This window comes from Flavobacterium pectinovorum (assembly GCF_022802975.1).
GTDB classification, from domain to species: domain Bacteria; phylum Bacteroidota; class Bacteroidia; order Flavobacteriales; family Flavobacteriaceae; genus Flavobacterium; species Flavobacterium pectinovorum_B.
Map to the genome: position 1 here is coordinate 261,031 of NZ_JAFEVZ010000004.1, position 14,521 is coordinate 275,551.

Annotated in this window: 9 protein-coding genes; 2 read left to right on the top strand and 7 right to left on the bottom strand. The window is 35.8% G+C overall.

Features of this window, described 5'->3' with window-relative positions; genetic code table 11:
• Window positions 1-113: 113 nt before the first annotated feature.
• The 3 genes from FLV_RS08035 to FLV_RS08045 form a co-directional block, all read right to left on the bottom strand.
• Complete coding sequence (locus tag FLV_RS08035; protein ID WP_243232699.1) at window positions 114-1,001, bottom strand: alpha/beta hydrolase; 888 nt, start codon at window positions 999-1,001, stop codon at window positions 114-116.
• A 242-nt stretch (window positions 1,002-1,243) separates the two neighbouring features.
• Window positions 1,244-3,556 (bottom strand): glycoside hydrolase family 3 protein, encoded by a 2,313-nt coding sequence (locus FLV_RS08040; protein ID WP_243232700.1) that lies wholly within the window; start codon window positions 3,554-3,556, stop codon window positions 1,244-1,246.
• A gap of 11 nt (window positions 3,557-3,567) precedes the next feature.
• Entirely contained in the window at window positions 3,568-5,826 is a 2,259-nt protein-coding gene (locus FLV_RS08045) for a TonB-dependent receptor (protein ID WP_243232701.1), read from the bottom strand.
• 390 nt (window positions 5,827-6,216) lie between these two features.
• Between FLV_RS08045 and FLV_RS08050 the strand changes: the two genes are divergently transcribed.
• Window positions 6,217-6,963, top strand: a complete 747-nt coding sequence (locus FLV_RS08050) for an NUDIX hydrolase (protein ID WP_243232702.1) — start codon at window positions 6,217-6,219, stop codon at window positions 6,961-6,963.
• 59 nt (window positions 6,964-7,022) lie between these two features.
• Window positions 7,023-7,868, top strand: coding sequence for an EamA family transporter (locus tag FLV_RS08055; protein ID WP_243232704.1), 846 nt, complete (start codon window positions 7,023-7,025; stop codon window positions 7,866-7,868).
• A gap of 190 nt (window positions 7,869-8,058) precedes the next feature.
• Here the strand turns inward: FLV_RS08055 and FLV_RS08060 are convergent, their stop codons facing one another.
• From FLV_RS08060 to FLV_RS08075, 4 genes are all read right to left on the bottom strand, one after another.
• A complete protein-coding gene (locus FLV_RS08060; protein ID WP_243232706.1) occupies window positions 8,059-10,317 on the bottom strand; it encodes an acyl-CoA dehydrogenase in 2,259 nt (752 codons plus the stop codon).
• 100 nt (window positions 10,318-10,417) lie between these two features.
• A complete protein-coding gene (locus FLV_RS08065; protein ID WP_243232708.1) occupies window positions 10,418-10,822 on the bottom strand; it encodes a GNAT family N-acetyltransferase in 405 nt (134 codons plus the stop codon).
• A 77-nt stretch (window positions 10,823-10,899) separates the two neighbouring features.
• Window positions 10,900-12,351 carry a glycosyltransferase gene (locus FLV_RS08070; protein WP_243232710.1) on the bottom strand — a complete coding sequence of 484 codons (1,452 nt, stop codon included), beginning with the start codon at window positions 12,349-12,351 and terminating at the stop codon, window positions 10,900-10,902.
• 519 nt (window positions 12,352-12,870) lie between these two features.
• Window positions 12,871-14,451: an NADP-dependent glyceraldehyde-3-phosphate dehydrogenase gene (locus FLV_RS08075; protein ID WP_243232712.1), complete on the bottom strand. Its 1,581-nt coding sequence runs from the start codon at window positions 14,449-14,451 to the stop codon at window positions 12,871-12,873.
• Window positions 14,452-14,521 lie beyond the last annotated feature (70 nt).

Consider the following 14,521-nt stretch of genomic DNA (forward strand, 5'->3'; position numbering starts at 1 on the left):
GGTATCGAGAACAGAAAAATTATTATTAAAACGGTTCTCGATACATTTTTTGTTTCGTTTCTCTGCACAAAAAACACTCGAACTGACGTTTTTAATAATTACAACCAAATAGATTAATTTAAAAATCCTTGCAATTTCAACCATTCTTCAAAACGGATTTCCCAAGAATCAACAGGCAAATTTTGTTTTCCTGTTCCAAAACCATGTCCTCCTTTTGAGTACATATGAAGTTCGACACTTTGTCCGGCTTCTAACCATTTATTGTACATCTGAATACTTCTTGGTGCCAGTTTCAATTGATCGTCGCTTGCTGCACAAACAAACATTGGAATCTTTTTATCGGGTACAGCAACACTTAAAAGTTCCGGTCTAGGACCGCCGTAAATATTAGCTACAAAATCAGGAAGCAGTTCCGGTTTATTTACCAAAACGGTTTCCATCGCCACGGTACTTCCCGCTGAAAACCCTATTATACCGACTTTTTTAACATCGATTCCGTATTTTGAAGCATTTGTACGAACGTAATTCAAAGCATTTTTTCCATCTTCGGCTGCTAATTTTATAGTTGCCAAAGCGTTTTTTTCGAAAGCAGCCCTGTCTTTCAATTTATCCATCATTTCTCTTGCAGGATCATTGGTTTCAGTTTTGTTCAAACGGTATTTTAAAACAAAAGCCGTAATACCTTTTTTACTTAAAATTTCAGCCAGTTCTTTTCCTTCTCTGTTAATCGACAAACTCTGGAAACCTCCGCCGGGAGCAATTACAATGGCTGTTCCGGTATTTTTTACTCCTTTTGGTACTTGGTAAACCAATAAAGAGGGATCACTTACATTGTAAACAACCTCAGTTTTAAACAAATCCGAATACATTTGGGCTTCTTTCTGTGTCCAGTTTTCAGATCCCGGTGCTTTTCCTTGATATAATTTTATTGTTTGTTGGGCATTTACAGAAATGCTTAAAAACATAGAGAACGCTAATACTAATTTGATTTTATTTTTCATAGTGTTGCTGTTTATTGTTTCACGCAGATTTAGTAAGATTTGAGCTAATTTTTATGGTTCTCGCAAAGACGCAAAGTCATATTTAAGTTTTTTTTTATCACATTAAGTTTGTCATTTCGACGTTAGGAGAAATCTCCGCGAGAAACTCGACAAAGATTCGCTTCTTTTAGGATCGGAGCTACTTATGAAGATTTCTCCTTCGTCGAAATGACAAAAAAACACTGCTACTTTGCGTGATTAAACTATTCTTTCTTATAAGTTTCCGTTCTGGCATCTTTTATAACCCCTTTCCAGTTCAGTCCATAAGCAAAATCATAAACATTTCCTTCACTGTCTTTATGCGGAATCATATCATAAGGAACATCTTCAAATTGCTTTTCAACCGTTTCCATATTCGCTGGCATCTGTACCGGAAGTAATCCTGAAGGTTCGGCTTTTCCTGAAATAATATCCAAAACCGCCTGAGAAGAAACTCCAAAATTTAAAACAATTCCATCAACTTTTTTTTCGAATTCATTAAAAATCATTGGTTTTGAAGCCGTAATCGAAACGATAACAGGTTTGCCTTTCATCATTTCATTTATGTCTAAAATTGTTCTTAAGTCCATAGTGTTTGCTGCTGTAACTGTTTTATTTTTATAGGTTCTGTCTGTGATTGTTGGATCAATAACCTGATCTCCGGCAGCAATACTTTTTGCTCTTGCCTCTGCTGCAGTGTAAGTTCCGTATTGAAGAGAAATCGGTACATAACCATTGCTACCGTTTTGTCTGTCATTCAAATCATAACCGCCTTCTAAACTTTGCGGACTAGTTACAAAAACAATTGCAAAATCAGCTTTTGACGGATCGTCGGTTACATTATAGTATTTCTTAACCAATTCCAGATTTACAGGATATTCTAACTTTGGCTGACTCGCAACGCCCCACCAGTCTTTGGTTGAAGCAGTATAAATCTTCGGAATAAAAACCGTTTTCTTTTCTTTTACAGGAAGAACTGCAGCTTTGTTTTTCAACAACACAACCGACTTTAACTGAGCGTCATAACCCGCTTTCATAAACTCAGGATTTCCAACAATTGCTTTTGTTTCGGCAACATTTAAATATGGATTTTCGAAAAGCCCCACTCTAAAAATATTCTTTAATAAACGAACGGCAGATCTTTCAAAACGTGCTCTCATAAAGGGTTCACCAAATTCTTTGATTCCCATTTCATAAGCAGCCAAAACAGGTTTCTTATCATTGTTTCCTCCAAATTGATCTACGCCTGCAACAATCGCTTTGTAATGTCTTTCATTAATAGAAAGATTTTCAACACCCCACGGTTTTCCGGCAAAAAGATTAGGTGTTTTTCCTTCATCGCCGGTTACCAGCCAATCTGTACAAACTACGCCGTCATAACCATATTTATCTCTTAATAAATCTGTAATGATATATTTACTGTAACCGTTGGCTACATTTTCATTGTATTTTTTATCCTGATCGAAAGTAATGGTGTAGTAAGGCATTACCGCCGAAGCTTTACTCGTTTTTCCTTTTAATTTGAAAGCTCCGTTAACAAAAGGATCAATGTGCTGCTGCAAATTATTTCCCGGATAAACCGCAAATTTTCCGTATGCCCAATGTCCGTCACGACCGCCTTCTTCGGCACCACCGCTTGGCCAGTGTTTCACCATGGCATTCACACTTTTATACCCCCAGCCGTCTTTAATCTCGTCTTTTCCGTATGAAGTTTGAAAACCATCAATATACGCTCTTCCCATATCTCTGGTTAAGGCCGGACTCTCTCCAAAGGTCATTGAAATTCTATACCATCTTGGTTCAGAACCCAAATCGATCTGAGGCGATAAAGCAGTTGCAATTCCTAACGCGCGATATTCTTTGGCCGCAATTTGTCCAAACTGTTCTACAATTTTCGGGTCAAAAGTAGAAGCCATTCCTAAACCATCAGGCCACATCGAGATTTCTCCTCCTGCTCCGCCATTAAACTCAGACGTTACATTTGCCGTATGACGCGGGTCTGTACTGGTATTACTCGGAATTCCCAATCCAATTCCTTCTACAAAAGCCTGCATTTGGTTGTTCCATAAAGCGGCAACTTCCGGACTTTGCACCTTTGTAATCAATACATGACGCAAATTATCTTCTTTCAGAAATGCTTTTTGCTGATCGGTCAAATCTGAAGCTTTTGCATTACTTTCCGGAAATATTTTTCCGTTATACGTTCCTGCATTATAACCTGAAACTCCCGCAGGCAAAGCCTGATGACGGCTATAAAGCATTAAACCTGCAATTTGTTCAACAGACATTTTTGAAGCTAAATCTTTGGCTCTTTCATCTGCCGAAAGGCGCCAGTCTTCGTATTTGTCTAGTTTGCCGTTTTTATTTAAATCTTTAAATTTTTTTCCGCTAACGGTTAGAATTTTGATGCCGGATTCAGGAGAATATCCCAAATCTGCACCTTTGTTATTTTTTACAATCGTAAAGTTTCCTTGCTGAGCCTGCATGGTAACGCTTATGAAAAAAGCGAAACCAGCAGTTATAATTATTTTTTTCATCGAAATAAAATTTAGAATCTGAAATTAAGAGAAGCTTCCAAAGTAAAAGGTCTGATGTAAGATCCAACCAAAAGCTGATCGTAATAACCCGAAGCATCTGTAATTAATTCAGCTCCGTTGATCGTTCCTTTAGCTCCTGTCTGATTTAAGAAGTTTACTGCTGTCAAACCAATATCAAAATGTTTGTTGATTTTGTAGTTTACACCTCCAAAAGTTTCCCATCTGGGAGCAAAATATAACGCATTAGTCTGATTTGCATATTGCTTACTAAAATATCTGAAACTTGCCCAGAATTTGAAATCTTTGTAAGTATAACTTGGGTCAATTTCCATCAAAACTTTAGAAATTTCCAATACGTTTTTGTCGTTGTAAGAATAGTTATTTCCAAAAGCAGAGAAATCATAATTTTTATAAACCGGATCCTGAAAGGTAATTAAATAGTGAAGACTGAATCCTTTAAATGGAGATGCTACAATATCTGTTGTCCAGCCCAAAGTCTGAATATCATAGAAAACCGTCGCTACTTCTGACTGACTTGCATCAGCAGGATTTACTAAGTTTAACCTTGCCTGATAATTATTCCTTGTTAAGTAAGTTGCCTGAGACACAAGGCTGAATTTTTCATGATTGAAATACAATCCAAAAGCTCCTAACGGACTTTTAGTTTTTGCCATATTAGGTTCTGCAGCTCCTGAATAACTTTCTAACTGTCCATTTTTTTCTGTGTAAGTAAAATCGGCAAGAATCCCAGCTTTCTTGGTTACTTTATAAACCGCATTGATAGATCCCCCTAAATGAAACCAATTGTTATCAAAATAAGTTTTCTGACTTGGATCAAATACTAAATCTCTTGTTCTTGGTGTAAGGTAATAATCACCTTTTAGTTTGTGGTATCTTAAATTAACCCCATAAGTCAAACTCAAACGATCGTTAACCGTCCAGTTGTCTGAGAAGTAACCGGATAACTTATTCTCAAAACCATTGTGATATTCGCCTCCAACATTGTAATTGTAAAATCCGTCAGCGTCTGTATTTGAAGTTCCGCCCGGAGTATTACGAACTAATTTATCAGGATTTGCACTTACTGTCTGATTAAAGAAAGATCTGCTTGAAGTAAAGTCGTCAACCTGATAATAGTATTCTGTTACACCAAATCTCCATTTGTGCTTTTCTACATTTTTAGTGATTTCAAATCGAGATAAAGCTGTTTTTGTAGGCACTCCGTCTGTGTATAATCCTAACATCGAATTTACATTTCCTACGTAGGCATTACCGTTTGATTTGTATGTAAAATTATCTGTTGCACCGGCTTGAAAAATTCCAAGTGGAATCGCAATTAGCTGAGAAGCTTCAGCATAACGAAAACGAGTAGAGAAATTAAATTTCCAGTTGTTTGCCAAATCATAATTTCCCAGAAGATCAAAAGTATGTGAAGTGGTAGCGGCATCGCTTCCGCCCATATCGGCAAATTTGGTTTCGCCAGTCAGAATATCTTTGAATTTCATAGTTCCATCATTTACAATGTAGGAATCACGGCCAATTTTAAAATCATTATATTCTTCGACTTTTCCGCCTTCTTTATATCTAAAAACGGCATAATTACTTAAAGAAGCTGAGTTGGCATATTTATACAAAAAGCTAATTTGTCCTTTACCATTATTAAATTTCTTAGTCAATCCGGCTCTGTAAATTTGTGTTCTGTCAGAATATTTGGCAAATTTTAAATCGAAAGAGTTAGGATCAAAATTCGCATAAGCTCCCATAGTATAAGACCAGCCTTTAGACAATGGCCCAGAAACATTTAAATCTCCTTTCATCCATCCGAAACTTGAACCTGAAAAATTTCCGTTTATTTCTAATTTATCAGATCCTAATCTTGTGTATGAATTAACCGCAAAACCTAAATCTCCTGTTGTGATAGCAGCCTCGCCAATCTTTAATAAACCCGTTTTTTCTAAACTTTTACTTTGTCTCCAGGTTCTGTTTGGCAATTCTGGCCAGAAGTAATATACTACAGGCAAATCATTTTCTTGTATTGTTATACCACCAACAGTTGATGGCAAACCAATATTCACATCACGCGGTCCGGTATTGTTGGCCGCATTAAGCATTACATTTCTATTTTTTTCTTCTTTGGTATCGGTCTCAACGATTTTTGCGGGATTTTTTAGTGAATCCAAAGGCTTTTGTTGCTGTTTCTCTTCTTGAGAATACGCTTCATAAGCAGGAAAAAATGCCATGCAAATTACTGAAAGAATCATCTTTTTCATAAGTGGTAAGTTAGTTTAGTTGATTGTAAAATTTCATTGCTTCATTATGAAGCAATATTAATTACATTTTTTCATATCAGCAAATAAATCCCTTAAAAATTTTCATAATCATATAATTTACAAGCATAAAAAATCATAAAAACAATAAAGAAGAAATATTATTAAGGAGTTAGGAAAGAGAAAAAACAATGCTACCTCGTTTGCGTAAAGTATTGCAATCATTGATAAAATGAATTGTATCAAAATCGCACGTTTAGCAAAATCAAAAAACTTCACTGCAAAAAAAAGTTTAACAAATATTTTTTTTATTTGAAAGAAAAAAGTCAGAAAAAATTTTAATTATTTGAATTATAACACTCAAAAGAGTAAATTTGAAGCTAATTATACTCCATGGAATTAAAGAAAATACTAGAGCAAAAATCAGAAGAGAACTGGAAACAATATATTCCGACACTTTCTATTGACTGTGCTATTTTTAGTTTTTATGAAAATTCTCTTCACGTTTTAACTGTAAAAATGAAGGATTTGGATTCTTGGGGACTTCCGGGTGGTTATGTAAAAAAAACAGAAAATGTTGATGATGCAGCTGTTCGTATTCTAAAAGACAGAACCGGAACAGAAAATATTTACCTACAGCAATTTTACACTTTTGGTAACCTAAATCGTTCCGAAAGCGCTTTTGAAGCACACGATGATAGTATATGGAACAAACAGCGTTTTGTTTCTATTGGATATTATGCACTGGCAGAACATTCACACGTAAAACTGGTAATTGATCAATATTCAACAGCTGTTGAATGGCAATCTATAGAAAATCTGCCGGCTTTTATGATGGACCACAGAACCATCTTTGACAAAGCACTACTTACGCTTCGTGAACAACTAAACAATCATCCTATAGGTTACAACCTCCTTCCGGAGAAATTTACAATGCCTGAACTTCAAAAATTATACGAAGCAATTTTAGGAAAAAAACTAAACCGAGGTAATTTCTATCGAAAAATATTGCGTTATGACATCTTAATAAAATTAGATGAATCACGTAAAGGAGGTGCTCATAAAGCTCCCGATTTATACAGTTTTGATTTAGAAAAATACAACAATGCTTTAAAAGAAGGTTTAAAAGGAAGCTGGTAATTCTTTTGAAAACGACTAAGATTATTTTTGTAATTTTGTCGCCCTTTCTTAAAATTTCCATGAAAAACAAACAAATCAACCTCTCGCCTATACCTGCTGTATTATTAGCTATCATAAGTGTACAGTGCGGTGCGGCAATTGCTAAAACCCTTTTCCCCGCAATTGGAGCTGCAGGAACTGCAACCCTTAGAATTGGTATATCTGCTTTAATTTTATTTGTCGTTTACAGGACAAATTTGAAAAAAATTACTGCAAAACAATGGAAAATAGTGATTCCGTATGGTTTTTCGCTGGGTGCCATGAATTTAGTTTTTTACATGGCTATTGAAAGAATTCCGATTGGATTAGCAGTAACATTAGAATTCATTGGTCCTTTATTGGTCGCCATCTGGGGATCAAAACGATTAATTGATTATTGTTGGATTTTACTGGCCGGAGCCGGAATTGTTTTAATTGCTCCCTGGTCCAATGACCGGATAGATTCTTTAGGAGTTGTTTTTGCACTTATCGCCGGAGGTTTTTGGGGAGCCTACATTATTTTAGGCGGAAAAATTTCTAAAATAATGAATGACGGAGATGCAGTAACTACCGGAATGCTCTTTGCCGCTTTGCTAATTCTCCCTTTTGGATTTTTCGGAAATGGTTTAAATAATCTTACACCTGAACTTTTAGGTTTAGGAACAGCACTTGCGCTTTTGTCAAGTGCTATTCCATTTAGTTTAGAAATGAAAGCCCTTGGACAGCTTCCTCCCAGAACTTTTAGTATTTTGATGAGTCTGGAGCCTGCCGCAGCTTCTCTTTGCGCTTTTATTTTTTTGCAGGAACATTTAAGTTTTTATGAAATTTTAGCGGTAGCATTTGTTATAATAGCCTCTGTAGGCTCTACATTAACTGCTAAAAAATAAACCACTATGAACTGAATTTGGTTTAGCAAACTGAAGTCTGCAAAGTTGAAACTTTTTATTTTAACCGCAAATTGCACAAATTTTCACGAATTAATTTGCGTCAATTTGTAGTTAAAAAACTTTTTTATAAGCTGAAAGCAAAATGTATTAAAGTGCATAGTTTTAAACTATTTTAAAAACCAATAAAATATTAAACAGCAATTGGTGCTGCCAGACAGCTTTCAGGAATACCAAAAGCATTTACCAAAGAAACGGCATCGGGTCTGACGTCCCAGCAAAGCTGATTGACTATTTTACGAATTGCTTTGGTTTTTACAGCTTCCATGTATCCGTCCTCCAAATACCAGGCTTTATTTTTTTCTATTTGTGAAAGCGCATACAACTGATTCAATTTCAATAAAACTTCTTTTATTTTTGAATCTTCTGTTTTCTCAATTGCAATTTGAAACTGCTCTAAAATTACACGTTCTAAATAAGCCATGGCAACCTCAATCATTTGGTGCTGCACCACATTAAAAGCATCATAAGCTTCTAAGCCACTGTCAACCAATTTTTTTATACGTTTAGCAGCAGATGCCAAAATTGTTCTTTCACGGTGTTGAAAAGCCTGCAAATGAAACTGATAATCCAGTAAATGATCATCATCTGTTCTTCGGGTTACTATTGGATTTTTTTCGGCGAAAGCCACTTTAGCATTTTCATATACGTAATTGATAATTCCCAGAGAGCCCATCTCCCCAAATGATTTTCTGAATTCAGACAAACGATTTTTTGCTACCAATTGCATCAAAACAGTGTTATCTCCTTCAAAAGTGGTATAAATCTCCGTATCATTTTTTAAAGCATCAATTCGGTTTTCAGACAAATATCCTTTTCCGCCACAGGCCTCACGGCATTCCTGCAAAATATCCCTGGTACTCCAGGTCGAGTAGGATTTCATTCCGGCAGCCAAAGCCTCAATATCCTGCATTTCAGATTCGGTTCTGTTTAAAAAACGGTTCGTCAAATATTGCAGACCAAAATGCACCGCATACGTTTTGGCTAACGGAATAAGCAATCTGCGCTGATGCATTCTGTAATTTAAAATTGGTACCTCAGAACCTCCTTCGGGGCCAAATTGTCTTCGCTGGTCGCTGTATCTAATGGCAATTGTAAGTCCTGATTTTGCCGCTGCCAATGCTGATCGGGGAATTCCGATTCGACCTCCTACCAAAGTACCCAGCATGGTAAAAAAACGTCTGTTATCACTCGGAATTGGGCTTTCGAACTCGCCTTTGTCATTCACAGAAGCAAAACGATCGAGCATATTTTCTTTTGGAATTATCAGGTTATCAAAACTTATAGTTCCGTTATCAACACCATTCAGTCCCATTTTATGTCCGCAATCGCCAATAGTAACACCTTTTAACGTATTCCCTTTTGTATCACGCAACGGAACTACAAAAGCGTTTACGCCGTAATCGTGACCGTCGATAATCAGTTTAGCAAAAACAGTTGCCATTTGCCCGTGGACGGCTGCGTTTCCAATATACTCTTTTTGTGCTTTTTCGTGCGGTGTGTGAATGGTAAAAGTGGAATCGGCATGATTATACGTTGCTGTAGTTTCCAGTCCTTTTACGTTGGAGCCATGATGTGTTTCGGTCATTGCAAAACAGCCCGGCAGTTTTAATTCACCAATATCTTTAAGGTATTTTGCATAATGTTTTTCGGTTCCCAATGACTGAACGCTCATTCCCCAAAGTCCAAATTGTACCCCAAATTTTATTACCAGACTCAAATCGTGATAACTCAGCGTTTCCATAATAGCAAAGTAATCGGCTATGTTTTCGCCTCCGCCGTATTGTTTCGGATACGCCATGTTTCCGAGGTTTTCATCGGCTAAAATCTTGCACCAGTCATATACTTTTTGCCGATAAACATTTATATCTGTTGAAGTTTCATAAGCGAATTCAGGTCTCGAAATAACCGATTTTACTTTTTTGATAATAGCAGCCTGTCCTCCATCAAGAATTTCAGTTAATTTCAAAATATCAAAATTATCGGTAGTTTTAGTTGTAGCGGTAAGGAAATCACCTTTGGTTTTGAAATTCTGAATTAATTCTTCTCCCAAAACTCCCAGATCATTTTCAAGTTTTGTAAAATCGGATTCCAATGACGAAATATCCAGGTTTTTATCTGAAAGTGCTGTGGCGATATCAAAAATCGATTTTATAGACGAAGTATCCTTAATGCTTCTCTCAATATCCAATTTCCATTGAGTGAGTTCATTTCGCGAAGGCGGGTTAGAAATATCTACTTTAGAAAGGAGGTATTGCTGTTCTTCCGAAGAAAGCAGCGTTAGAGAAGTAATAAATTCACGCAGGGTTGTAAACTCTTTTTGGGTTAAAAGATCATCGGACCAAACAAGATATAAAAGTGGTATAAAAGCTTTAATTTTTGAATTCTCCATAGGAAACTAAATTATTAATTTGTCTGTGGTTAAATTAACATATTTAATTGACCTGTTCTAAAATTTGCATCCAATTAAGATTTTTTTCACACTTTAAAAATCACATACAAATCTCCATTATTGTAAATTCCTGACCTGCCTTACTAAAAATTTGAAAAGTATCCTTCATTCCCAGCTTTTCATAAAAAGATTTTTTATTGGTTCTTGCATTACACCAGATTCTTCTTAATTCTTTTTTTCTGGCCAATTCAAAAATATAATTCAGCAATTCAGAAGCTATTCCACGACCTTGATATTCGGGTAAAACAGCAAGTTTTCTAAACTGCATTTCATTATCTGAAATAAAACAGGATACAATTGAAACCAATTTTTCATCTATAAAAACACCAAAATGTAAGCCTGAATTATCTTCTTCTAACTGAACAAATTCAAAAGGCTGATCCGGCCACATGACTTCGTGCCTGACTTGCCAGGTTTCTGATGTTTTAACTTGTTTGATAATCATTTTAAGAAATAAAAAACCGTCTGAATCAATAGGAAACAAACGGCTCTAATTTACTTTATTTTTACCTAATATTTAGCTTAAGATAAACCTCTGGTCAGCCAGCCTCTTTTATTTGCTGTAACCAATGCGTATGGAGCAATCCAGAATAGTGTAAAAGTGTAAAAAATACTATATGAATACGCCCAAAAAGCTTCTGATAAACTATATCTTTTTGCGTAGAACAAAACCGGGAAACTCGATACAATCAATATACCTAAAAATGTTGAACTTAAAAACAGTAACGGATGAGTGGCTATAAGGAAAAACATAAAAAGTAAAAATGGAATCGTAAGCAGGATTCTAAGCGATTGATTCATAAACAAAAGTCTGGCGCCAAACTTAGATTCATTTCTAAAATCCTTGAAAACATATTGCGCCATCATGATATTCTCACGCACATTGCTCCTTCCCCACCTGATAAACATTTTGTACAAACCCGTGTATTGTTCAGGAACACTTGTTAATACAACTGCATTTTTTTGAAACAAAACGCGAAATCCCTGTTTTAATATCATATTGGTCATCGCTCGGTCTTCGCCAATATCAGACGGTTCACCCATAAAAGTCTGGTTGATCCATTCGTCAAGACATCCAAAAACAGCAGTTTTTCTATACGCTGCCGCTGCTCCTGGTGTGCAAAGAACAGAACCTAACATACTTTCTGCCGAGCGCACGAATTCAAAACTCATTACAAAACTCACATTCAGCATTTTTGGCAGTATCGCTTTTTTATTGTTCAAAACATGAACGTTTCCTGCTACTGCACCACATTTTTCATCAAGAACAAATGGTGTAACTAAATTTCGTAAAGTATCTTTTTTTACAATTGAATCACTGTCAACCGTTACAAAAATTTCTCCTGTACCAAGTTCAAATCCACGATACAGAGCATGACGTTTTCCTTTGTTTTCCGGCTGTTGAAAAATCGTAAGACGATCGCCCAGTTTTATTTTCGCCTGCTGCATCCAATACCAAGTATCATCCTTGCTTCCGTCATCAATAGCCAGTAATTGCATTTTTTGTTCAGGAAAATCACTTTCTGCAAGACTCAATAAGGTATCCCAAACCAGTTTTCCTTCATTATAAGCAGGAACAATTACGGTACAGGCTGGCAATAAATCGTCTGTAACAGATTCCATTGGTTTGTAGCGAAAATACAGGTAAACATTATATAAAAAAACACCGGTTTGAAAGAAAAACAATAAAATCGTCAAAATCAGAAATGGGTAACCCCATGAAGAATTGATTCTCTCAATATGAAACTGATCGAAGTCAGACTGAAATTCATATACAAAAAAGGCTCCTGTCAGCATTAACATAAAACTCATTATTATAACAGTAATACCTAATAAACTTGAGGTTTTTTCGTTTTTGTTTTTTGATTTATTCTGAAAATTAAAAATCGAACTTTTTACGGTAAGTTCATTGTTATGGGCTTCACTAAGTGTTGAGGCGTAAAATTGTTCTGAAGTAATGGTCTCGCTTTTCATTATAGGTCGTATTATCTATTTTCTAACTAAATGGCTTTTATTTATAATTTCCTCCGTTTGTATATTCTATTTGAGAAAATCATTATAATCCTGATTTAGCAAGGCTTGTGCCATTAGTTTTTAAAACTGATTCTTAAGGCATTAGAACATTTACCTAAATTCAAGGTGTATATTTATTACACACTTTACGGAACACTACACACTTTTTTTGAGTTTTTATAGTATTGTCAATTCGAGGTTTAATTTTTTTAGAAAAAAAATCAATATAAGATGACATTGCAACCTCTCGTCAGTTCGAGTGAATTTTCTGAAAATGCAATAGCTTTTTCAGAAAATTTGTATCGAGAACTATTTTTTAATAAAAACGTCATAGATAGCAGAGTCGAGAGCCATCTGTGCATTTCGACTCCGCTCAATGTGACAAAAAACAGACTATTATTTAAATACCTGCAAAATAAAAAAACCGTCTGATTCTAAAAGAAAAAGACGGTTTTGAAAATTAATATATAACCTTAAAAATTATAGAATATAATCGGTATTGATGAAATTAGATTCTTTACTGTTTAATAATTCCTGAAGGATTTCATTATTGTAGTCAATATCTTTTGAAGCCACGAACGTACGGATTGAGAACGAACGCAAGGCATCCGGAATACTCAATGTTCCTACAGCAGAATCTTTACGGCCTGTAAACGGGAACGCATCAGGACCTCTCTGGCAAGAACTGTTTAAGTTTACTCGGCACACTAAATTCACCAAAGCATCAATAAGCGGTGCCAGTGTTTTGATGTTTTTTCCAAACAAACTTACCTGCTGCCCGTAATTTGATTCGGCCATATCTTCAAGAGGTTCATTAATATCTTTGAAAGAAATAATTGGAACAACCGGACCAAACTGCTCTTCATGATACACTCTCATCTCTTTATTTACTGGGAATAAAACTGCCGGAAAAATATAATTTTCAGAATGCTTTCCTCCTTTTTCATTGATAATTTTTGCTCCTTTGCTTGTTGCATCATCAATTAATCCCTGAATATAAGCAGGTTTTTCTGCTTCAGGAAGCGGAGTCAAAGAAGCTCCTTTTTCCCATGGATTTCCGAATACCAAAGCATCTACTTTTTCAGAAAAACGCTTATTAAATTCTTCAGCAATTGATTCATGTACGTACAACACTTTTAAAGCCGTACAACGCTGACCATTGAAAGACAACGATCCTGTAATACATTCCTGAATAGCCAAATCCAAATCGGCATCCGGTAAAATGATGGCAGGGTTTTTAGCCTCAAGACCTAAAATCAAACGCAGTCTGTTTTTATTTGGGTGCTGATCCTGTAAAGCAATTGCAGATTTACTGTTTCCAATTAGAGCCAGAACATCAATTTTTCCAGATTTCATGATTGGAGAAGCAATTTCACGGCCTCTTCCGTACACGATATTGATAACTCCTTTTGGAAAACTGCTTCTGAAAGCTTCCAACAATGGAGAAATACACAAAACACCGTGTTTGGCAGGTTTAAAAATTACTGCATTCCCCATAATCAAGGCAGGAATCAATAATGAAAACGTCTCGTTAAGGGGATAATTATATGGTCCAAGACACAGCACTACTCCAAGAGGCCCACGACGAATCATTGCGTTTACTCCCTGTACTTTCGAAAAGTGAGAACTGCGTCTGTTTAATTCTTTGTAACTGTCAATCGTATCCTGAATATATTCTACCGTTCTGTCAAATTCTTTTTGCGAATCTCCAAGGTTTTTTCCAATTTCCCACATCAAAAGTTTTACCACTTCTTCGCGGGTTTCCTTCATTTGTTTTACAAAATTCTCCATACATTTAATACGGTCAACCACTTTCATAGTTGGCCATAAACCTTGTCCTTTATTGTAAGCGGCATTGGCAGCTTCAACAACCTCAGCAGCTTCTTTTTCGGCCATGAAGGGAATAGATCCTAATAATGTTGGTGCGTATTTTTCAGTAGAAGAAATAGTAGAAAACACAGGTGTTGTCTGTCCTGTCCACTGTTTTAATTCTCCGTTTACAAGATAAGTATCTTGATTTATAAGGGTTTTAATTTGATATTCTTCGGGTATAAAACTCATAATCTGGTAATTTTTAGTTTGGTTATTTAATTGTTTTTAAAAGAAAAAAGAGGCTTTACCGCCTCTTTCA